The sequence below is a fragment of the Parabacteroides sp. FAFU027 genome (assembly GCF_022808675.1).
Lineage (GTDB): Bacteria > Bacteroidota > Bacteroidia > Bacteroidales > UBA7332 > CAXXIC01.
On record NZ_JAKZKV010000003.1, the window covers coordinates 366,729 to 389,712 of the forward strand.

20 protein-coding genes are annotated in these 22,984 nt (G+C 47.6%); 13 read left to right on the forward strand and 7 right to left on the reverse strand.

Annotated features, from left to right (window positions below; translation table 11 throughout):
• Nucleotides 1-59: 59 nt before the first annotated feature.
• From atpD to MLE17_RS06895, 9 genes are all read left to right on the forward strand, one after another.
• On the forward strand, nt 60-1,463 hold the full coding sequence (gene atpD, locus MLE17_RS06855; RefSeq protein WP_243348013.1) for a F0F1 ATP synthase subunit beta: 1,404 nt from the start codon (nt 60-62) through the stop codon (nt 1,461-1,463).
• Between the two features lie 2 nt (nt 1,464-1,465).
• The gene (locus tag MLE17_RS06860; RefSeq protein ID WP_243348014.1) at nt 1,466-1,870 is read left to right on the forward strand and encodes a F0F1 ATP synthase subunit epsilon; all 405 of its coding nucleotides are present in this window, start codon (nt 1,466-1,468) and stop codon (nt 1,868-1,870) included.
• Nucleotides 1,867-2,196, forward strand: a complete 330-nt coding sequence (locus MLE17_RS06865) for an AtpZ/AtpI family protein (RefSeq protein WP_243348015.1) — start codon at nt 1,867-1,869, stop codon at nt 2,194-2,196. Before MLE17_RS06860 ends, MLE17_RS06865 begins: the two co-directional genes overlap by 4 nt.
• Complete coding sequence (locus MLE17_RS06870; protein WP_243348016.1) at nt 2,189-2,488, forward strand: ATP synthase subunit I; 300 nt, start codon at nt 2,189-2,191, stop codon at nt 2,486-2,488. The genes MLE17_RS06865 and MLE17_RS06870 overlap by 8 nt, the downstream gene beginning before the upstream one ends.
• Nucleotides 2,489-2,491: 3 nt before the next feature.
• The gene (locus tag MLE17_RS06875) at nt 2,492-3,169 is read left to right on the forward strand and encodes a F0F1 ATP synthase subunit A (protein ID WP_243348017.1); all 678 of its coding nucleotides are present in this window, start codon (nt 2,492-2,494) and stop codon (nt 3,167-3,169) included.
• 22 nt (nt 3,170-3,191) lie between these two features.
• The gene (locus MLE17_RS06880) at nt 3,192-3,461 is read left to right on the forward strand and encodes a F0F1 ATP synthase subunit C (RefSeq protein WP_243348018.1); all 270 of its coding nucleotides are present in this window, start codon (nt 3,192-3,194) and stop codon (nt 3,459-3,461) included.
• Nucleotides 3,462-3,467: 6 nt separating this feature from the next.
• Nucleotides 3,468-4,253, forward strand: coding sequence for a F0F1 ATP synthase subunit delta (locus tag MLE17_RS06885; RefSeq protein ID WP_243348019.1), 786 nt, complete (start codon nt 3,468-3,470; stop codon nt 4,251-4,253).
• On the forward strand, nt 4,240-5,766 hold the full coding sequence (locus tag MLE17_RS06890) for an alternate F1F0 ATPase, F1 subunit alpha (RefSeq protein WP_262920294.1): 1,527 nt from the start codon (nt 4,240-4,242) through the stop codon (nt 5,764-5,766). Before MLE17_RS06885 ends, MLE17_RS06890 begins: the two co-directional genes overlap by 14 nt.
• Nucleotides 5,767-5,865: 99 nt before the next feature.
• Entirely contained in the window at nt 5,866-6,789 is a 924-nt protein-coding gene (locus MLE17_RS06895; RefSeq protein WP_243348020.1) for a F0F1 ATP synthase subunit gamma, read from the forward strand.
• 337 nt (nt 6,790-7,126) lie between these two features.
• On the opposite strand, the gene MLE17_RS06900 is transcribed toward MLE17_RS06895, so the two are convergent.
• The 3 genes from MLE17_RS06900 to MLE17_RS06910 form a co-directional block, all read right to left on the reverse strand.
• On the reverse strand, nt 7,127-7,468 hold the full coding sequence (locus MLE17_RS06900) for a helix-turn-helix domain-containing protein (RefSeq protein WP_243348021.1): 342 nt from the start codon (nt 7,466-7,468) through the stop codon (nt 7,127-7,129).
• Nucleotides 7,469-7,725: 257 nt separating this feature from the next.
• Nucleotides 7,726-8,376 carry a carbohydrate-binding family 9-like protein gene (locus MLE17_RS06905; protein ID WP_243348022.1) on the reverse strand — a complete coding sequence of 217 codons (651 nt, stop codon included), beginning with the start codon at nt 8,374-8,376 and terminating at the stop codon, nt 7,726-7,728.
• A gap of 91 nt (nt 8,377-8,467) precedes the next feature.
• The gene (locus MLE17_RS06910; protein ID WP_410795601.1) at nt 8,468-9,163 is read right to left on the reverse strand and encodes a LysE family translocator; all 696 of its coding nucleotides are present in this window, start codon (nt 9,161-9,163) and stop codon (nt 8,468-8,470) included.
• A 316-nt stretch (nt 9,164-9,479) separates the two neighbouring features.
• Here MLE17_RS06910 and purL point away from each other — a divergent pair, with 316 nt between their 5' ends.
• The 4 genes from purL to speA all read left to right on the forward strand — a co-directional run bounded on the left by purL (nt 9,480) and on the right by speA (nt 15,860).
• Nucleotides 9,480-13,169, forward strand: a complete 3,690-nt coding sequence (gene purL, locus MLE17_RS06915; protein WP_243348023.1) for a phosphoribosylformylglycinamidine synthase — start codon at nt 9,480-9,482, stop codon at nt 13,167-13,169.
• Nucleotides 13,170-13,339: 170 nt separating this feature from the next.
• Nucleotides 13,340-13,537 (forward strand): hypothetical protein, encoded by a 198-nt coding sequence (locus MLE17_RS06920; protein ID WP_243348024.1) that lies wholly within the window; start codon nt 13,340-13,342, stop codon nt 13,535-13,537.
• A complete protein-coding gene (locus tag MLE17_RS18940) occupies nt 13,534-13,803 on the forward strand; it encodes a type II toxin-antitoxin system RelE family toxin (protein WP_410795602.1) in 270 nt (89 codons plus the stop codon). The genes MLE17_RS06920 and MLE17_RS18940 overlap by 4 nt, the downstream gene beginning before the upstream one ends.
• A 164-nt stretch (nt 13,804-13,967) precedes the next feature.
• Nucleotides 13,968-15,860 carry a biosynthetic arginine decarboxylase gene (speA, locus tag MLE17_RS06925; protein ID WP_243348025.1) on the forward strand — a complete coding sequence of 631 codons (1,893 nt, stop codon included), beginning with the start codon at nt 13,968-13,970 and terminating at the stop codon, nt 15,858-15,860.
• A 95-nt stretch (nt 15,861-15,955) separates the two neighbouring features.
• Here speA and MLE17_RS06930 read toward each other — a convergent pair whose 3' ends face one another.
• The 4 genes from MLE17_RS06930 to MLE17_RS06945 form a co-directional block, all read right to left on the reverse strand.
• Nucleotides 15,956-17,779, reverse strand: coding sequence for a hypothetical protein (locus MLE17_RS06930; protein ID WP_243348026.1), 1,824 nt, complete (start codon nt 17,777-17,779; stop codon nt 15,956-15,958).
• A 184-nt stretch (nt 17,780-17,963) separates the two neighbouring features.
• Entirely contained in the window at nt 17,964-19,355 is a 1,392-nt protein-coding gene (locus tag MLE17_RS06935; protein ID WP_243348027.1) for a DUF4403 family protein, read from the reverse strand.
• A 163-nt stretch (nt 19,356-19,518) separates the two neighbouring features.
• On the reverse strand, nt 19,519-21,387 hold the full coding sequence (locus MLE17_RS06940) for an amidophosphoribosyltransferase (RefSeq protein ID WP_243348028.1): 1,869 nt from the start codon (nt 21,385-21,387) through the stop codon (nt 19,519-19,521).
• A 146-nt stretch (nt 21,388-21,533) separates the two neighbouring features.
• Nucleotides 21,534-22,949 (reverse strand): glutamate synthase subunit beta, encoded by a 1,416-nt coding sequence (locus MLE17_RS06945; RefSeq protein WP_243348029.1) that lies wholly within the window; start codon nt 22,947-22,949, stop codon nt 21,534-21,536.
• Nucleotides 22,950-22,984: the final 35 nt, after the last annotated feature.

A 22,984-nucleotide genomic window follows, 5' to 3' on the forward strand; every position in this document is an offset into this window, starting at 1 on the left:
GGAATAGTTGGACGTTGAATTGTTATTATATATAAAGAGCCGCACTAAATCCATGAGAAATGTCAATCCCCGCTGCACATAATAGCGAAAACCGGGCTTGCGGAAATGTCATTGCCGTGAGAGGCAGCGTCGTGGACGTGCGTTTTGAAAAGGAGTTACCCGCCATTTATACCCTGCTATATACCGGAAAAAACCGGGAAATCGCCATCGAAGTATTGACCCAGCTCGATGCCCAAAGCGTTCGCGGTATTGCTTTAACGCCGACTCAGGGTCTGTCCCGCGGTACAGAAGTTTTCAACAGCGGCAAACAGTTGACTGTCCCGGTAGGCAGTCACATCATGGGACGGATGTTTGACGTTTTCGGAAATACCATTGACAAAAAGGAGCCATTACCCAAGTTGGAACAACGAAGCATCCACCAATCCCCCCCCCCGCTCTCCAAACGTTCGACACAATCGGAAATCTTCCTGACAGGAATCAAAGCCATTGATGTATTGATTCCCCTCGAACGGGGCGGAAAAGCCGGACTTTTCGGCGGTGCTGGCGTTGGTAAAACGGTGCTGCTGACCGAAATGATTCACAATATGGTGGGGCACAATAAGGGCGTGAGTATGTTTTGCGGTATCGGCGAACGCTGCCGTGAAGGACACGAACTTTACCACGATATGAAAGAGGCTGGTGTGCTTGACAATACGGTGATGATGTTCGGACAAATGAACGAACCGCCGGGAGCCCGTTTCCGGGTAGGGCATGCTGCGCTGACTATGGCGGAATATTTCCGCGACGATGAACACAGGGATGTGCTGTTACTGATTGATAACATTTTCCGTTTTATCCAGGCGGGCATGGAGGTCTCCGGACTGATGGGGCAAATGCCTTCGCGCATGGGCTACCAACCGACTTTGGGAACAGAATTATCCAAACTGGAAGAGCGCATTGCCAATACCGATACGGGAGCAATTACCTCCATCCAGGCAATTTACGTTCCCGCCGATGACCTGACTGACCCATCGGCCGTGCATGCCTTCTCACACCTTTCAGCCTCCATCGTGCTTTCGAGGAAAAAGGCGAGCGAAGGGCTTTATCCCGCCATCGACCTGTTGCAATCTGGTTCGAAAATGGCGACACCCAGCATCATCGGGGAGCGCCACTACAATCTGGCCCAGCAAATCCGGCAGACATTGGCACAATACGAAGACCTCAAAGATATCATCGCCATGCTCGGTCTGGAACAGCTCTCCACGAGCGACCGCAATCTGGTGAACCGCGCCAGGCGGCTGGAACGATTCTTCTCGCAACCCTTCTTTACCACGGAACATTTCAGCAGCATCAAAGGGCGCGAAGTGAGCTTGCAGGATGCGCTTGACGGTTGCGAACGCATTCTGGCGGATGAGTTCAAGGATTATCCCGAAGGCGCTTTTTACATGATAGGTGGCATTGATGAGGTGAAAAAATCCGGATAAAAATGGAACAACTGATGCATCTGAAAATCCTGCTTCCATTCCGCATTTACACAGAGACGGAAGGTGTCTGCCGGATTGTACTGGAGACGGCGACCGGTTCGTACGGACTGCTTCCTCAACGGCTGGATTGCGTCACAGCATTGGTTCCGGGCATTTTCATGTATGAGGCCAATAACGAAGAGCACTACATCGCCATCGACGAAGGCATTTTGATAAAAGCGGGAACAGAGGTTCTTGTCTCTGTACGAAATGCCATTGGTGGCGCCAGTCTGGGACAATTAAAGGAAGCAGTAGAAAAAGAATTCGTCCAGACCGATGAAAGCGAAACCCAACTTCGTACGGTGATGGATAAAATGGAGAGCGGACTGGTGGCAAGCATTGAAAAACTTCGAAAAGAACAATTATGATACCGGAAGAAAAACAAAGCACAGACTCCTTCACCCGCAAGGTGGGCGAAAAAGAGCAACTAAAACTAAAAGCCCAACGCGGCCGCAAGCAGAGCGTCTGGTTTGGGCTGAGCATGTTCGGGCTGGTCGGCTGGTCGGTCGTCATCCCTACATTGATCGGCACTGCCGTTGGCGTATGGTTGGACGACAGTTATCCGCAATCTTTTTCCTGGACACTGACCGGACTGGTCTGTGGTCTTTTCCTGGGTTGCGTGCTAGCCTGGAGCTGGGTTTCGAAAGAACGGAACGAAATCAACGATAACAAGGAGGAGAAAAAAGATGAATGATGTAATTTACATGATATTGGCTCTGATCACAGGCCTTGTATTGGGAACGTTCTTCTTTGGCGGCCTTTGGTGGACAGTCAGGAAAGCGGTTCAGGCCAGGATTCCGGCGTTATGGTTTGCCGGGAGTCTGATTATTCGCTTGAGTGTTACGATGGTTGGATTTTACCTCATCGGGGCCGGTAGCTGGCAACGGTTATTAGTCTGTGTAGTTGGTTTTGCGCTGGCGCGAATGCTGGTCATTCGTTACACGAAAAACCGTGACGAGAAGATGATTCAACAGCAAAAAGAGTAAGCGATGAAGCTGAGTCCGGACGAAACGGTTTTCTGGGAACATGGATTTATTACCATCAACATGACCCTGGTGATGACGTGGGCAATCATGCTCACGCTCGTTCTCGCGTCATGGCTCGTCACCCGAAACTTAAAAACGGACATCCACATCTCCCGCTGGCAGTGCATCCTGGAGACGTTGGTCACGACCATTAACAACCAAATCCGCGACATCGGCCTGCCTTGTCCGGAGAAATACATCGGTTATATCGGCACGCTGTTTCTCTTTATCGCTACGTCAAACAGTTGTATCATTTTCCCGTTTTACGAACCGCCGACCGGCTCACTTTCAACGACCACGGCACTGGCACTTTCAGTATTTCTCGCCGTGCCTATCTTTGGTATTTCGGAAAACGGTATTCGAAATTACCTGAAATCGTATTTGAAACCATCAGTCATCATGATGCCGTTTCACCTGATTAGCGAATTTACCCGCACACTGGCACTGGCCGTCCGTCTTTTCGGAAACATCATGAGCGGTGAAATGATTGTGGGAATCCTGTTGAGCATTACCCCGCTTATTTTTCCCATCGTGATGAAAGCGCTGGGCTTGCTGGTCGGAATGGTACAAGCCTATATTTTCAGCGTATTGGCAACGGTCTATATCACCGCAGCCGTACAGGAAGCAAAACACGAAGAATAACAATAATACACAGGAGGTCAAAATGGACAGTACAACAATTATCGCAGTCGCATCCATTGTAACGGCGGGTCTTGCCACCGCTATCGGATGCATGATTCCGGCTGTCGGAGAAGGGAAATCCGTTTCGTCGGCACTCAACTCCATCGCCCAGCAGCCCGACGCCGCACCCACCATCACCCGCACCCTGTTTGTGGGTCTGGCCATGATTGAATCCATCGCCATCTACTGCTTTGTGGTGTCGATGATTCTCATTTTTGCCAATCCGTTCTGGAATTACATCATTGGAAAATAATTAGCTATGGAAATAAATGGGTTTATAGTCGCTGCGCAAATCATCAACTTCCTCATCCTCGTCTGGTTACTGAAGAAGTTTCTCTACAAGCCCATTCTCAAAGCGGTGGAAGAACGGGAGAAAAAAATCGTAGCCCGACTCAAAGAGGCCGAAGCCATCAAAGCGGAAGCTGAAAAGGAGCAAGCGGAGTTTATCCAAAAGAATGAAGCTTTCGAGCAGGAGAAGCAGGCGCTGATGAGTGCATTTACCACCGAAACCAACGAGAAGCGGCAACAACTGCTTGAAGAGGCGCGACACGATGCCGAAGTATTGCGGGACAACCTGAAGGCGGTATTAGCCGAAGCGCAGGAAAGCCTGAGCAGGGAAATCCGCCAAAAGGCACAGGAGGAAATCTTTGCCATTGCCCGCAAGGTCTTTACCGAACTGGCCTCTACCGAACTGGAAGAGCAGGCCGTTGCTGCATTTATCCGAAAAATAAATTCACTGTCGGGTGAAGAAAAAGAGCAGTTTAATGCTTTATTCAAAGAAAACTGCCAGCCGGTAAAGGTACATAGCGCATTTCTCCTGAATGAAAAACAACAAACGGAAATCGTAAATGCCGTTTCGCAAATAACAGGCATCCGGCCGCAATGTCACTTCGAAACGTCGCCTCACTTGGTCAGCGGAATCGAACTCATCGCCAACGGTCACAAAATAGACTGGAGCATTGACGAATACCTGCATTCGCTGCAATCTGCCATCACTGAAACAATAAAAGCAAAACCCGAAGCAGATAAGGATGCCGAAGAATGACTTACATACTATCGTCACTGACCTGTTTGACCAATTAGAGAAAAACAGGGAGCAGCACCTTTTCACGCTTTCACCGCGGGAGATTGGAACGGTTACCAGTGTGACTTCCGGTATCGCCCGTGTCTCCGGACTGCCCGGTGTGGGGTTTGAAGAACTGCTCCGGTTTCCGGGTGATGTGTACGGCATTGCCTACAATATCGATGCAGACGAAATCGGCGTTATCCTGCTGGGTGAAGATTGGCTTCTGCACGTGGGCGATGAGGTGGAGCGAACAGGCCGGGTCATGGATATTCCGGTGGGAAATGCGGTCATCGGACGGGTCATCAATCCGGTGGGTGAACCGATGGACGGTCTGGGTACAATACCCTTTACCGAACGGCTGCCCATCGAGCGTCCCGCCCATCCCATCATGGACCGTTCTGCGGTATCCATGCCGCTGCAAACCGGCATCAAGGCAATTGATGCACTCATTCCCGTAGGGCGTGGCCAACGCGAGCTAATCATGGGTGACCGGCAGACGGGCAAGACCGCCATCGCGGTTGATACCATCATCAACCAACGGGGAAAAGATGTGATTTGCATCTATTGTGCCATCGGCCAGCGTGCGGCTTCGGTCGCCAAGGTGATTGCTAACCTGCGCCATCACGGTGCTATAGATTACACCGTGGTCGTAGCCACCGAAGGCAACAATCCGCCGGGACTGAAATACATTGCGCCTTACGCCGCCACCAGCATTGGCGAATATTTTATGGAGCAGGGACGTGATGTGCTGGTTATTTATGACGACCTGACAGAACATGCCCGTTCCTATCGTGAACTTTCGCTGTTGTTGCGACGGCCACCCGGCCGGGAGGCTTTCCCCGGAGATATTTTCTATATTCACTCCCGCTTGTTGGAACGTGCCACCCACCTTTGTGACGAGCTGAAGGGCGGTTCGCTGACGGCTCTACCCATTGTGGAGACGGAGGCGCAAAACATATCAGCGTACATCCCAACGAACCTGATTTCGATTACCGACGGTCAGATTTACCTTTCTCCTAAACTATTCGAGCTGGGCATCCTGCCCGCGGTGGATGTGGGTAAATCGGTCTCCCGTGTGGGTGGAAAGGCGCAGCTCCCAGCTTATCGCACTGTAACGGGCAGCCTGAAACTGGCCTATTCCCAATTTGAAGAACTGGAAAACTATGCACGATTCGGTACCCGACTGGATGATAATACCAAACGAATCATTGAGCATGGCAAACGCATCCGCACCTGGTTGAAGCAACCGGAGCTGCATCCGCTTTCCGTGGCGGAACAAATCGTGGTGCTGCTGGCGCTTACCGAAGGGCACTTTGACTCCATTTCCATCGATGACATGAAGCTTGCCGAAGCCGCACTTCTTGAGGCTTGTCCCCAACTACCCGCCGAATTGCTCGACCGTATCTATACCGGAACGGCATTCAGCGATGAGGACCGTAGTTTTATTCTTGATTTTGCCGGGCAGATATTGAAGGCGTTTGAAATTGACTAATGTTTATCGAAGGCCTCTCTATGAGCGAGGCCTTCGAGTATGCACCTCGACCGACTCGCTCATAGAGAGTCGGTCGATAGAATAAAAAATCTCAATCTCATGGATACCCTCGAAAGCCTACGCCGCAAACTGGAGGGCGCCGGAAAAATAAAATCGGTCGTCCGCACCATGAAAGCCGTGGCTGCCTCCAACATCGGGCAGTACGAGTCAGCGGTGAGTTCGTTGGGCGACTATTTCCGCACCGTGGAGCTGGGGATTCTGGCCTATTTCAGGGAAGAGAAAATAACCCGAAGTAGGGAACATAAAACGTCTAAGAAGGAAGAAGAACGCACGATATGCGCCATCGTATTGGGTTCCGACCAGGGATTGGTAGGCCAATTCAATGATACACTGGCGGATTATGTCATTGCTTCATTAAGGGAAATGCAAGGCAAACAAGAGGTGTGGGCCGTGGGGGAACGGGTACAATTTCTACTGGCGGATTCGGGATTAAACCTTCAACATCTCTTTGCCGTACCACAATCGGTCAAGGCCATCACACCGCTGGTGGCCCAGTTGCTCAATCAAAGTGAACTGCTCCGGGAGAATTCCCCCGATGTTGAAATCTACCTCTACCACAATCAACCGAAACCGGGAGCCGGTTATACCCCGACCGTACAGCGGTGGCTGCCGTTGGATGAGACGTGGCGGGATTCCATTGCCGAACTGCACTGGCCTTCCGGGAATCTACCCGAGGTGATCGGTGGGAAAAAGGAAACCCTCGCAGCGTTGATTCGCGAATACCTCTTCGTGTCACTCTTCAAAGCCCTCGCCGAATCGCTGATGAGCGAAAATGCAAGTCGGTTGGCCGCCATGCAACGGGCCGAAAAAAACATCGACGAACTGCTCGATGACCTGCAACACAAATTCCACAGCCTGCGCCAGAGCCTCATTGATGAGGAGTTGTTTGATGTAGTTTCGGGCTTTGAGGCGTTGAAGAATGAGGAGAAAAGGGAAGAAGATGATGTATCAGATGATAAATAGGATTGTTGAACCCCTTCAGGGTTCGGGCATCATTTATCCTTGTTCCCCGGGTTTCACCCGGGGAATGTGTGAAAAGCAGAGGCCGAACCCTGAAAGGGTTCAACCACTAAAGGCAGTCAATATCATCTGTGTGTATTTCCCGGGCTGAAAGCCCTGTATATCCTAGCCCAAGGCAACGCCTTGGGCATGAATACCAAGACCAACCGAGCCCTGAAGGGGCGATATAGGAACATAACCCGTTTTATATCGCCCCTTCAGGGCTCCATTTATATGATTCATCCTCTACCCAGGACGTTGTCCTGGGCTAGGATATATCAGGCCTTCAGCCTTCTTATTCTCACCCTTTCCCCACTATCTCTTTCAGCGTTTGCCGCAATATTTTAACCTCCATTTCCAGCTCTTTGATGTGGTCGTCTTGTGCCGAAGAAGAATTTTCTACCGTCGCAACCGATTCTATCTTTGGTTCGGAATACGATAAGGTCGATGCTATTTCGAGTAAGAAATTATACTGGAGAATTTCAGAGATTTCCAGCAGTCGCTGCACCTGAATGGTATCACTATGCAGCATCACTTTTACCGTAGAAGGATGCAGGTTCAGTTTTTTAGCCAGGTCAACAGCGGTCATGTGCCTTTTGCTCATTTCGCGGCGAATCAGAAGAATGGGATTAATCTTTTCCATAGCATACGTGTTTTAGAAATAGGCAATTGCACCAAAAATAACAATAATCGCTGAAAAAGACAGCCTTACCGCTTAAATATTCAGCGACATCGCTGAATATTTAAGCGCATTCGCTCATAAATTAAGCTATATAGCTGAAATAAACAGCGAATTCGCTGTTTTAATGAGCGTATTCGCTTAAAAAAACAGCGGCATCGCTGTAAATTTGAGCGATGCCGCTGATAAAATAAGCGTTATTGCATGTAAAAGGTGAAATCTTACGGTTTTTGCAAGAAAAGCTCCCCGAAAAACTCCGGTCGGTGAAAGTCCGGCTTCGGTGTTTCTATGGGATTCCAGCTCAGGTAGTGCGGCAGGATGGTACCGTCGGCACATTTGTAGAAATTGGCACGGATGCTATCCGGGAGGTTCTTTCCATCAAGACCAATCAAAGAAAAGGGAATCGAAACGAGAACATCCCAGACAAACAAGCCCTCCATTTCCTGAAACGGCTTATGCCCTAAGGCGGGATATCGTTTTATCTGCGCCAGTTCATCCGCCGTAAGTAACGCAAAATCGTCGCGACTACTGCGTTTGGCGGCGTAGCAGGTACCGATGCAGTTGAATTCGAAGTTATAATAAAACTCGCTACCCGGCGGCTGTACGAAAAATTCCACGCAACTGTCGGTCCACACCGGCGACTGGTCTTCCGTATAAAGCGCCTTCAGGCAATTCCCCCTTACAAAAAAATGGATATAAATGCGGTCCGCATCATGTGCTATGGAGTAGGCGGCAATCGGTTTGTAGTGAAACTGCGGCCAATTGACGTGATCAATGCTTTGACGGGTGGCTTTTTCTTCCATCAATTGGATGATACGTTCTTCATCCAGTTCAGCCAATTGGGGTAAATATGGGATATTTGCACTCTTCATTTTCTGTGATTTATGGGTTAATCGAATAGAAATGTAAAAATAGCATTTTCCATCCGATTTTCATAACCGGAGAAATGAAGATTTAGTTGGTTTAATCTTTTACCGAAAAGCTACAGATATGCTTCACGGAGTGATAAGCGTGAGTGGTTTTTACCTCGGCAAAGGTGCTGTAAATAAGGCCAATCAGAGAAATGGCAATGATGATGCCGGCAATGATGCGGTTTACCACCCAAAGGCGGCGCAGATTGATGCGGTCACGCAATTTGCCGAAAAGCGTAGTCACCAACAACCACCAAAGCAAGGCTCCCACGGCAATGGAGACAAAACCGAGAATATGCTGACCGAATGAAAAGTCGGCGTTGTAGAAATTCAAACGGGCAAAGAGTGCGATAAATAGAAAGATAATCAGCGGATTGGAAAGCGTAAGCAAAAATGCCGTCACAAAATCCTGTGTGTAGGTCGTGATGTTTTTCCGTTGCTGGCGAAATGCCTTGATTGGGTTGGAACGGAAGAGGAACACCCCGAATCCCAGCAACAGGGCGCTACCCATAATCTGAATAATATCCTTAAACGAAGAGATGAAATTGACGATAAAACTCATCCCCATCCCCACCATCACGGCATACACCACGTCAGATAGCATCGCACCAACACCGGTGACAAATCCATGCCACCTCCCTTTGTTAAGAGTCCGTTGAATGCAAAGCGCTCCGATTGGGCCCATAGGTGCCGATACCAGCACGCCCATCAATATGCCTTTGAGTATAATTGAGATTGTTTCGTCCACGAAGTAACAGATTGTGTTTCATCTATCGGGATGCAAAGATATAAAAATTTCTACAGGCGCAGGACGGGATTTCTACCGACTCTCATTTTCCATTATTATAAAAAAGAGTAAGTTCAAAACAATTGCATTCAAATCCGGACGACCTGTAACGCCCCATTTCGCCTAAAATATAACGGTTTATATAGAAAGGCTCTGAGAAAAAATGGTTACTTTTGCAGCAATTTTCCCGACCTCCCTCTATCATAAAGGGGAGTCCCGGTTTCAATCGGGAAGAGTGGAATCTTTGCTTGTAACTAGTAACTTGTAACTCAATACAATGATTCGATTTTTTCAAAATCCTGCTAAAACGGTTCTTGCCGTTGAAGTAAACCATGCGTTATCTGCCGAAGATACACGCAAACTGGTTTGGCTGTTTAGTGAAGCAACGCCAATCGAAGCCGACTCTATCGAAGGTTGGTTTGTAGGTCCCCGCAAGGAGATGATTACTCCATGGAGTTCCAATGCCGTGGAAATCGCCCTCAACGTAGGCATTACCGGCATCACCCGCATCGAGGAGTATTTCCCTGTTGCTGACGAAAATGCAGCGCACGACCCGATGTTGCAGCGCATGTACAATGGTTTGAATCAAACAATTTTCACCGTTAACAAACAGCCGGAGCCCATCTTGCACATTACGGACATCGCGGCTTACAACCAACAGGAAGGTTTGGCTCTCAGCGACGACGAAGTGGCTTACCTGAATGAAGTAAGTGAAAAAATCGGACGCAAACTGACCGACAGCGAAATCTTCGGTTTCTCTCAGGTAAACTCTGAGCACTGCCGTCACAAAATTTTCAACGGCGTATTCGTAATCGACGGTGAAGAAAAAGAGAGCTCGCTTTTCAAACTCATCAAAAAGACTTCCGAAACCAACTGGAACAAGCTGGTTTCTGCCTATAAAGACAACGTTGCCTTCAGCGAAGGTCCTGTTGTGGAGCAATTCGCTCCTGCATCTGCCGACAAACCTGATTTCTTCCAGGTAAAAGATATCAAAACCGTTATTTCCCTGAAAGCGGAAACGCACAACTTCCCGACTACCGTTGAGCCTTTCAATGGGGCTGCTACCGGAACCGGTGGTGAGATCCGCGACCGTCTCGGCGGAGGTAAAGCGAGTTTGCCAATCGCCGGAACTGCCGTTTACATGACCTCATACCCACGTACCGATGGAGTTCGCGAATGGGAAGGTGCAATGCCGGAACGCAAATGGTTGTACCAGACTCCAGAACAAATCCTGATCAAAGCATCAAACGGTGCATCTGACTTCGGTAACAAATTCGGTCAGCCGCTGATCTGCGGTTCTGTCCTGACTTTCGAGCACGAAGAAAACAATAAAAAATACGGATTCGACAAAGTAATCATGTTGGCCGGAGGTGTCGGTTACGGTACTTTGAAAGACGCTTTGAAAGGCGAGCCTGAAGTAGGCGACAAAGTAGTGGTAATGGGTGGTGATAACTACCGCATCGGTATGGGTGGCGGTGCCGTATCATCCGTGGATACCGGTCACTACGAAAATGCCGTTGAGCTGAATGCCGTACAACGTGCCAACCCGGAAATGCAGAAACGCGTAGCCAACGTAATCCGTGCATTGGCCGAAGCGGATGAAAACCCAATCGTATCTATCCACGACCACGGTGCAGGCGGTCACCTTAACTCGCTTTCTGAGTTGGTAGAGACTACCGGTGGTCTGATCCACGTGGACAAACTTCCCGTAGGCGACCCTACTCTTTCTGCTAAAGAAATCGTGGGTAACGAGAGCCAGGAGCGTATGGGCTTGCTCATCAAAGAAAAAGATATCGAACGTGTACAAAAAATCGCTGAACGCGAACGCGCTCCGATGTACGTAGTGGGTGAAACTACCGGCGACATGAAGTTTGTATTCGAACAAGCTGACGGCGAACGACCTATCGACCTTCAACTGGAAATGATGTTCGGTAAACCGCCACGTACCGTGATGACCGACAGCACAGTTGTTGAATCTTACAAAGAACCGGAATATCAGACTTCTGATATCCACAACTATATCGAAACCGTTCTTCAACTTGAAGCGGTGGCTTGTAAAGACTGGTTAACCAACAAAGTGGATCGTTCGGTAACCGGTAAAATCGCCCGCCAGCAATGTCAGGGTGAATTGCAGTTGCCATTGAGCGACTGTGGTGTGGTTGCCCTTGACTACAAAGGCGAAGCGGGTATCGCAACCTCTATCGGCCACGCTCCTCAGGCAGCGATGGCTGACCCTGAAGCCGGTTCTGTTTTGGCTGTTGCCGAATCATTGACCAACCTCGTGTGGGCTCCGATGAAAGACGGATTGGAGAGCGTTTCTCTTTCTGCCAACTGGATGTGGCCTTGCCGCAACGCCGGTGAAGATGCCCGCCTGTACAAAGCAGTGGAAGCATGTAGCCAGTTTGCTTGCGACCTCGGCATCAACATCCCGACCGGTAAAGACTCATTGTCGATGACACAGAAATACGGCGACGAGAAAGTAATTTCTCCGGGAACCGTAATCATCTCTGCCGGTGGTGAAGTTAGCGACATCAAGAAAGTGGTTTCACCTGTTTTGGTACAGGAAAAAGGAACTGCCCTTTACTACATCGACTTCTCATTTGACACATTCAAACTCGGCGGTTCTGCATTTGCTCAGGCTCAAAACAAAATCGGCATGGAAGTGCCGACTGTCAAAGACACTGAGTATTTCGCTGACGCATTCATGACTATCCAGGGATTGATCGAGAAAGGACTGATCCTTGCCGGTCACGACATCTCTGCCGGTGGTATGATTACCACTATGCTGGAAATGTGTTTTGCCAATGTAGAAGGCGGTCTGGAAGTGACGCTGGATAAAATCGACGAAGAAGATATCATCAAAATCCTTTTCGCAGAAAATCCGGGCGTAATCATTCAGGTAAAAGACAAAACTGCTGTAGAGAAAGCATTGGAAGAAGCTGGCGTAGGATTCCTCCGCATCGCTAAACCATGCGACGAGCGTCACATCCTGATCAACAAAGAGGGTATCGAATACCAGTTGGGCATCGACTACCTGCGTGACCTGTGGTACTCTTCTTCTTACCTGCTTGATCGCAAACAGAGCGGTGAAGCTTGTGCCAAAGCACGTTTTGAAAACTACAAACAACAGCCTATCGAGTGGAAGTTCAACCAGGCTTTCACCGGTAAAATGTCACAATACAACCTCAACCCACGCCACGAGGCAAGCGGCATCAAAGCAGCTATCCTCCGTGATAAAGGTACTAATGGCGAACGCGAGATGGCTTACGCCTTGTATCTGGCAGGTTTCGACGTGAAAGACGTTCACCTGACTGACCTTGCCAGCGGTCGTGAAACATTGGAAGATGTAAACATGGTGGTATTCTGCGGTGGATTCTCTAACTCAGACGTTCTGGGTTCTGCTAAAGGATGGGCCGGTGGTATTCTCTTCAACGAGAAAGCGAAAGCGGCTATCGACAAGTTCATGGCTCGCCCTGACACGTTGAGTCTCGGTATCTGTAACGGTTGCCAGCTGATGGCCGAACTTGAAATGATATACCCTGAGCACGAACTGAAACACAAGATGTTGCATAACGATTCACACAAATTCGAATCGAACTTCGTGACTCTTGAGATTCCTCAAAACAACTCGGTGATGCTGGGCTCATTGTCTGGTAGCAAAATCGGTGTTTGGGTGGCTCACGGTGAAGGTAAATTCTCATTCCCTTACGGTGAAGAGCAATACAACATTATCGCGAAATACAACTACGACGCATATCCTGCCAATCCGAACGGTTCTGCATTTGCAACTGCCGGTGTTTGCTCGAAAGATGGTCGCCACTTAGCGATGATGCCTCACCCTGAACGTGCAATCTTCCCTTGGCAGTGTGGTTTCTACCCGACTGACCGCAAAGAGAACGATCAGGTGACTCCATGGATGGAAGCATTCAGCAATGCCTTCAACTGGATCAAAGGTCACACGAAGTAATTAGCCTCCCCATTCGGGGCGCGACTCCAAGTCGCACCCCGAATAACCGATATTCGAAAGCGCAATGCCTGATTGGTGTTGCGCTTTTCTTTTTCAAATAATTAATGGACAACCTTTTGGCAATGTTCTGTTTATCACGTTATCTTTGTGTAAATCAAAAAAATGAAATTATGCAAGCAATACTCTTAGATACAGATTCAAAATCAGACCTAAAACTATTGATGGAAATTGCCAAAAAGATAGGGATTAAAGCCAAGACTTTATCGGAGGCAGATATGGAAGATTTGGGTCTTGTACATGCCATCAAGGCTGCTAAAACCGATGAATATGTTGACACAGATTCTTTTCTAAAAAAACTTCGGAAATGATTGTTCGTATCGACAAGTCCTTTGAAAAGGATGTCAATAAAATAAAGGATAAGTCATTTCACTTGAAAATTGCAGATTGTATCGAGCAGATCATGACTATTGAACAAATTTCATCAATCAAGAATCTAAAGAAATTGAAAGGAGCTGAAAACTTCTACCGAATCAGAATTGGTGAATATAGATTAGGCATTTTGATAGAAAACGATTCAATTACTTTTATCAGATGTCTCCATCGCAAAGATATTTACAAATACTTTCCCAGATAGCGCAATCCCCTCACCGGCATTGCGCTTTTTCATTTTCCCTAATAATTCCAAAAGCGAAGCTTGCCAAAGCCCCACGGCTTACTAAAACACATTGATTATTCGGAGAATAGTTGTATTTTCGCAGGCTAAATTTTATTATCCACCCTCCTATCGCTTTCACGTAAATGAGAAAATGGCGTATTGAAGATTCAGCTGAGCTCTACAACATCAACGGGTGGGGACTCAACTACTTCTCTATCAATGAAAAGGGACATGCAACCGTCACTCCAAAAAAAGGTTGCGCCGCGGTCGATTTGAAAGAATTGATCGATGAACTTCAGGTTCGCGACGTGACTTCGCCCATGCTGCTTCGTTTCCCTGACATCCTCGATAACCGTATCGAGAAGATTTCAAACTGCTTTAAGGTAGCAGCCGAAGAGTATGGATTCCAGGCGAACAATCATATTATCTATCCGATTAAGGTAAACCAGATGCGTCCAGTGGTGGAGGAGCTGGTACGCCACGGAAAGAAATTCAATATCGGACTGGAGGCAGGTTCTAAACCTGAACTACACGCCGTACTCGCAATTGACGTTGACGTGAAGTCGATGATCATCTGTAATGGCTATAAAGACGAAACATACATCGAACTGGCACTATTGGCTCAGAAGATGGGTAAACGCATCTTCCTCGTAGTAGAGAAACTCAACGAGCTGAAGCTGATCTCCACAATATCTAAACGACTTAAAGTCCGTCCCAACATCGGTATCCGCATCAAGCTGGCCAGCTCGGGCAGTGGTAAATGGGAAGAATCGGGCGGTGACGTAAGTAAGTTCGGACTCAACTCCAGCGAGCTGCTCGAAGCGCTCGACTTTATCGATAAAAATAAAATGCGCGATTGCCTGAAGCTGATCCATTTCCACATTGGCAGCCAGGTAACCAAAATCCGCAACATCAAGAATGCTCTGAAAGAGGCTTCGCAATTCTATGTGCAGCTTCGGAAAATGGAATTCGAAATCGACTTCGTGGACATTGGTGGTGGTCTGGGAGTTGACTACGACGGAACCCGTTCTTCATCCACCGGTTACAGCATGAACTATTCCATTCAGGAGTATGTCAATGACTCGATCTCGACATTGGTGGATGCCTGCGAAAAGAACGAAATTCCCCATCCTAATATTATCACCGAATCAGGTCGCTCATTGACCGCTCATCACTCGGTACTTGTTTTTGAGGTACTGGAAACCGCCACATTACCGACGTGGAACGCCAACGAGGATCTGGAGGAAGATGCGCACGAACTGGTACAGGAGCTTTACGAGCTTTGGGGTAATATCAATCAGCCGCGTCTGATGGAGACCTGGCACGATGCTTTGCAGATACGGGAAGAGACTCTCGATCGCTTTAGCCTTGGCCTTGTTGATCTGAAAACCCGTGCCCAGGTAGAGCGACTCTTTTGGTCTATCGCCCGCGAAGTACAAGCTGCAGCTGAAGAGATGAAGCATGCTCCGGATGAATTGAAAAAGATTGCCAAGATGTTGCCGGATAAATATTTCTGTAACTTCTCGCTGTTCCAGTCATTACCTGACTCATGGGCTATCGACCAAGTATTCCCGATTATCCCGATCAGCCGACTGGATGAGAGACCGGAGCTTTCGGCTACCATACAGGATATCACCTGCGATTCTGATGGCAAAATCGATAATTTTGTCACATCGCGCAGTTACTCTAACAGTTTGCCTGTACATGCTCTGAAAAGGAATGAGAAATATTATTTCGGGGTATTCCTCGTGGGTGCATATCAGGAAATTCTGGGAGACCTGCATAACCTGTTTGGCGATACCAATGCGATTCACATCAAGGTATATGAAGACGAGTACGAGATTGAGAAAATCATTGATGGGGAGACCATCGACGAGGTACTCGATTACGTACAGTACAATCCGAAGAAGATGGTTCGTACCGTGGAAACCTGGGTTACTACCTCAGTGAAAAACGGAACCATTACCGCTGAAGAAGGACGCGAGTTCTTGTCAAACTACCGCTCAGGACTTTACGGATATACTTACCTTGAATAGGTTATAATGAAGAAATAAGAATGAAAAAGTGAAGAATGCAGAGACGATAAACTCTCTGTTCATTCTTCACTTTTTATTTCCCATTCTTCATTCACTTACCTGTATTCAATCTCAGCCGGTTTTCCGGGGATTATCCGGGTAGAATTCATCCTTTGCAATTCTGATACATTTATCCAGTCCATTTCCGCACCCGGTGGTTTTTTAAGCGCAACGCCGAAGCGCAATTGAATGGTCTGGAAAATCAACCGTTCGTTTTTTACCCGAATCCCTAAACCTACCGTCGTATAAGAATCATTCTTGAAGATATTCCGGTTATACCCAATCCAGGCATAGTCCCAGAATCCGTAAAGTGCAAAGCGGAAGCCGTACACATACAACGGACTAAACGCAACAGATTCCAGATTCGTAACCAGACGACGATACCCCATAATATGGCTCATGCTGGTAAGACGTATAGCCCGCGGTGTATTTTCACTATTAAAAGTGAGCTTCTCCCCCTCCCCCACTGTCCGGTTGAATCCATACATGTAACGGGCTGTAAAGAAATTACGCAACCCCCATTTTCCTATTGAAATAAGGTTGGTAAAATAATTCGTATTCGCGGAGAGTACCGAATTTTCATATCTCCCGGTATGGGTATTATAATAGGTCCCCATCTGCAAATCCTCATTCAGATATCCGAACCGGGTCTTTTGCGCAAATTGCAACCGACCTGCCACATAAGTACGCAATGTGTCGTATTCATCATTTGACATTCCACCCGTGAACTCCAGTTTAAAACCATAAGGAATATCCTCGCTTTTACCAAACCCGTAAATCAGGTTGCCCCGGTAGAAGTCCTCTTTATATATCCCTGTTGTGAGAAACAGCCCTTTGACATTATGGAATTTAAGGTTGAATGCCGGATTGACATCATACCGGTTGGGATAATAGGAATCAAAGCAGCGTAAACCGGCATAAAGGCTACCAAACTTTGGCGAAACGCGGAAGGATTTTCCACCCCAGATATTCCAGATGTGATTCACTATGAGCACGGTTGTATCTCCGATTCGCTGGTAATCATTGTAACGTTTCCGCTCAAAGGACAATCCCCCGGCGTAATCGGTGGGCAACAGGAAGCTTTTATCCAGCGAAGTCTGGTAGTCCGATATGGTATAATCTTTATAGGCCAGCAAATCAAAATCGAAAAAAGTCCCATATAAATTAAATGCCTTAAAATCGCCTCTGTATCCGCGATACATCGGTTTCTCAGAGCTCAGGTATGACCCGAACTCGAGCTTGCTTCCCGTTCCCCGGAGGTTGTTTTCCGCTACGGAAACGTAATACCGGCGAATGCCTTCGGAGGTAAAGGCGGGGCTTAACGAAAGGTTATCGTGTGTGTAAATGTAAACATCAGCTTCCTTATCTCCGATCTGTTGCAATACAATATACGCGTCTTGCAAAAAGGGTAAAGTACGCAGCAATTGTTCATTCCTTACCATCAGATCGGGATCGATAACCTTTCCCTTTTTTATCAGTAAATAACGGCGGATAGTCTGTTCAGTGGAAAGCCAGTGCCAGTTGTGCAGTAACTTACGAACACCGGTCAGTGAATCAACATCATTATACACATTGGAACGGATGATTGAGACCTCCCTTATCGTCAACCCCTTGAACGCTTCGTAATATTTCTTCTCCTTCACCAGGCTATGCTCAGCGCTACCGTTCTTCTTGCCCGGACTGATGATGGATTTCACCACCATTCCCTTCAGTCCCGGCTTATTGAAACGTTGTCTCAAGGCATCATAGAAAAGATTCGCACGGGCACGCTGAACCGTATCCTCCTTGCTCAGCAAAGAATCGGCAGGCGCAGCAAGCAGTCGTCCGGTAAACGGAAACGTACTGAGCCAGGCGACGATGAATAATCTGAAAAGTTTCATTTCAAACCGGGTCAGGCGGGAGGATTACAGCTACTTGTTAAACAACGGCCAAATCCAATAAGTTGTACATTCCGAAGGGTTTATTCACAGGACAACCCCATTAAAAACAAACAGGTGATTTTCTCAAAGGTAAGCATTTACCTGAAAGAAAATCACCTGTCCGGTGTAAGAAATATTAATCCGGTCAGAACTTCAGATCCGCCAGCTTCACGCCTACGTTTCCTTTGGCAGAGGCCAGCATACGGACAGCTCCCGGAACCAGTGAAAGGTTTTCAACCGTTACATTGCTCAGTTTTCCCTGAAGGCTAACACCCGGATAAACCGAATAGTTGGCCAGCATCTTATTGGTATCAGAAGTTAGTTGTTTCAATTGGTCGGTTACCGGATAGGTCAGGTAAGGAGTGATCTTATTCAGAATCATGCCGTGAAGCAACCAGTTTGCTGATTTGGCCAACACGTTTTTGGTCTTGATGTCAAACTCCGGTTCGGTGATTTCAATGGCGTTTTTCTCCTTGTTGAATGTCAGGTTACCGGTGAAATAAACCTTACCCTTGATCGAGCCAATGAGGTCGGCAATGAAAATCGCTTTGCCGTTGCTGCCATAAATCGACAGGTCTTTGATGGTAATCTTTTTACCAGCTTGCTCGAAAGTCTGGTTCACCAACTGTTTCTTCGCCATCTCGGCAATCTTCTCGAACGTCACGTCAGCAGCCAGATTGAGTGTAAATTGTTGCGGCGGGCGATTCACATATTTGAACTCAGGAAGAGCTGTCTTAGTGCCCATCAACGGCTGCGCTCCGATGACCGATTCAATCTGCGAATAAAGTGAAATCGCCATGTTCAGTTTATTGCCATTGGTGATGAACGGCGACACGTAAACGTCTTTCGGCGTCACCTTCAGCCACATCTGGTTTTCGGGGCTGACCTGCATCGGTTTTTGCACTTCCGACCAGGCCTGCGACACGTATTTCTTCAAATCCACAGCGTCAGACAATGCTTTGTCAATCTTCTCGTCGATAATCTTTTCGCAGCGGGTCAATGCCAGGTTAGCGACCGGACCTACCGGTACGCTGATGCCGGCTACGTTCAGCTTCGGCGTCTCGATCCACTGGTAGCCGTTAGAGGTGGTTTTAGCCACCAGCTTCCAGTTTTTATCCAGCGTGATAGCGGTTTTATAAGACAATGCAATGGTTCCGTTTGCTTCATAATTATCGGAAAGGGTAATGCCCAGCTTCTGTACCTTCCAGGCAAAACGGGTCCAGATTTTAAGCGGCACACGGTATTCAATCACGTTGTTATTGATGGTGAAGGTAAAAGGTTGCGCCTTCCACACTTTTACGGTCAGGTCTTTGTCGGCTACGTTGGAGCCTTCAAAGATCAGCCCGTTCATCTTCTGGTTGATAGCCGCTTCGAGTTTTTTCACATCCAGTTCCACCTGAAGGGGAAGTTCTGATACAGCCGGGGCAATGCCCGATGGAATGTACGACTCCCGGGGTTTCTCTATCTGAGCCGTTTTGCAGGATACAGCCACCACAGCCAGCAAGGCTACGAATAACTTCAAACTAATCTTTCTCATTGCTATGATTTTAATTTTCAACTAATACGGGGTAAATTACCGGGTGCAAAAATAGAGGATTTATTCGTTAAAAACACATCCGGATAACTTAGAAAAATGTTATATACAAAAATCCCGACCAACAGCTGTTGATCGGGATTTTCTATATCTGTGCAAATGGTTCTTATTCCACGAAACGTTTGTCGCTTCCCTCGATGTAATTGATGAAAGCCTGGTTGACAAGACGGGTTCCACCCGGAGTCGGATAGTTTCCGGAGAAGTACCAGTCACCTTTGTTGTTCGGACAAGCTTTGTGAAGCGCTTCGATGGATTGGTAAACGATTTCCACTTTCGCTTTTGTTCCTTTTGGAGTCAGAATTTCTGCAATCTTTGCTGAAACCTGCTCGTCAGTATAGTTGCTGTAGATTTCGTTTACGAAGTTCACCACCTCTTCTTTTGACTTGCCTTCCTGTGCTTTTGACTTCGCATATACCTCCTGAATCAGGCTCTCGTTACCATCGTCTTTCAACAATTCGATAGCCGCTTTGAAGGCGATAAACTCGTTCATGCGCGACATATCAATACCGTAGCAGTCCGGGAAACGGATCTGTGGTGAAGAGGATACTATTACGATCTTCTTCGGTTGCAGACGGTCAAGGATCTTGATAATACTTTGTTTCAAAGTAGTACCACGTACGATACTGTCATCAATCACCACCAGATTATCGATACCCGGACGGATAGACCCGTAAGTGATGTCATACACGTGAGTGGCCAGGTCGTTGCGGTTACCGTCTTCGGCAATAAAGGTACGCAGCTTGATGTCTTTGATCGCCACCTTCTCGAAACGGATACGTTTCTCGATGATTGACTGTAATTCCGCATCCGTGATGTTACCGTTTCGCTCACGGATCATGCGGACTTTCTTCTGGTTGTAGTAGTTCATCATACCACCCACGAGGCCGTAGAAAGCAACTTCTGCGGTGTTGGGGATGAATGAAAAAACGGTGTTGTCCACATCGTAGTCGATGGCTTTCAATACCGGTTCTACCAACAGGTTTCCGAGCTCTTTACGCTCGTTGTAAATATCTTTGTCACTTCCGCGGGAGAAGTAGATGCGCTCGAATGAACATGGAGAAACGTTTTTCGGCTCATGAATCTGTGTCAGTTTCACGGCTCCGTTTTGTTTCACCACAATACTTTGTCCCGGAAGCAGTTCGTTTACATCTTCGTACTGAACGTTCATCACCGTCTGGATCACCGGACGTTCAGATGCAACCACCACGACCTCATCATCCTGATAGTAGAATGCCGGGCGGATACCCCATGGATCACGGAAAGCAAACATATCGCCGCAACCGATAAGACCACACATTACGTAACCACCATCCCACATGCGGCTGGCTTCTCCGATGATTCGCTCTACGTCAAGATGTTCTTCAATCAACTGATTGAGATCAGCTCCGCTTACCGCCTGGGCTTTAAACCGTTCGTGTAGCTTCTCCACCTCCTGATCGAGTAGGTAACCAATTAATTCAAGAATGATAAATGTGTCTGCGTTGTGTCGTGGGTGCTGGCCCTGAGATACGATGAAGTTGAAGATCTCGTCAACGTTGGTCAGGTTAAAGTTACCGGCAAGCGCGATGTTACGGCTTTTCCAGTTGTTACGACGGAGGAAAGGGTGAACGTAAGAAATACCCGAGCGGCCTGTGGTACTGTAGCGGAGGTGTCCCATATACAGCTCGCCCCTGAAAGGTACGTTGTGTCTGTTTGAGGCATTGACGATGTCTTTGTTGATGCTCTCAAAAGCGTTGTGAATGGCATTAGAGCCAAGTTGTCTTTCCCGAAAGATATACTCTTCACCGGGTTGAGCGTTTAGTTTTACACAAGCCACACCGGCGCCTTCCTGGCCGCGGTTATGCTGTTTCTCCATCAAGAGATAGAGCTTGTTTAACCCATAGGACTCAGTCCCGTACTTCTCCTTGTAGTATTCAAGTGGCTTTAGTAGCCGGATCATGGCTATACCACATTCGTGTTTGATGCTATCGGACATCTTTCAGGAATAAAGTTTTTGTATAAAAATAAAAAGAGAACACAGACTATGTCTGATCCCCGGCTTCTCGTTTTTTGCGCTACAAAATTACGCATAATCCATGAGAAACGGACTACAGAATAGTCTGTGTTCTATATAAATGAATGTTATTTAAGGAACGTGTCGATTTCCTCAGCAGCTTTGCGACCTGAAGCAATTGCTCTTACCACAAGGCTGGCACCCAGGTGAGCATCACCTGCTGCAAATACCTTGCTTACAGAGCTTTGCTGTGCAGCGTTAACAGCTACGTTTTTGCGGCCATCCAACTCAACTCCAAGTTCGGTCAACAAACCTTCGTGTACCGGGTGAACGAATCCCATTGCAAGGAATACCAAGTCAACTTTCAAAGTCTCCTTGTTTCCTGTGCGGTGGATTGTCATACCGGTTTCACCTTGTCTCCATTCTACTTCTTCGATCTCAACTTCAGTCAACTGACCGTCTTTACCGAGGAATTGTTTAGTTTCAAGGTTCCAACGACGGGTACATCCTTCTTCGTGAGAAGAAGAAGTTTTCAACACCATCGGGTAAGTTGGCCATGGAGTAGCCGGGTTGTGGTGTGCAGGAGGCATAGGCATGATCTCGATCTGAGTAACGCTTGCTGCTCCATGACGTACAGAAGTACCCACACAGTCAGAACCAGTATCACCACCACCGATTACCAATACGTGTTTGCCTTTTGCGCTGATACGCTCTGCATCAGAGAAAGTTTTACCCGCAACTACACGGTTTTGCTGTCCCAGGAATTCAAGAGCGAAGTAAACGCCTTTCAACTCACGGCCTTTGATAGGCAGGTCACGTGGTTGCTCAGCACCTACAGCCAAACATACAGCGTCGAATTGTTCCATGATCTCTTTTCCGGTGATGTCTTTACCAACATTTACGCCGGTTTTGAACTCTACACCTTCTTCAGCCATCAACGCCAAACGACGATCAATGATTTTTTTGTTCAGTTTGAAATCAGGAATACCGAAACGAAGAAGACCTCCGATCGCTTCGTTCTTTTCGAACAAAGTAACAGTGTGACCCTTCAGGTTCAGCTGGTTAGCCGCAGCCATACCGGCAGGACCACCACCGATTACAGCTACTTTTTTACCTGAACGGTATTTAGGAGGATTCGCTTTTATATAACCTTCTGCAAACGCTTTTTCTACGATAGAAGCTTCGTTTTCGCGGATAGTTACAGGGCTGTCAGCAGACAATTTCAACACACATGCTTTTTCGCATGGTGCAGGACAGATACGGCCTGTGAATTCAGGAAAGTCGTCAGTTGCTACCAATGATTCGTAAGCTTCTTTCCATTTTCCTTTGTAAGCCAGATCCTGCCATTCCGGCTGGCGGTTTGCTACCGGACAAGCCCAGTGGCAGAAAGGTATACCACAGTCCATACAGCGTGAAGCCTGAAGTTTGCGATCTTCCAGGTTCAGGGTTTGCTCCACCTCGCTGTAGTCCATGATTCTCTCAGAAATCGGACGATATCCGGCTTCTTTGCGTAATATTGATAAAAATGCTTTAGGATTTCCCATAATATTCTTAGTTAAACCAGACGGGGTTTATTCCG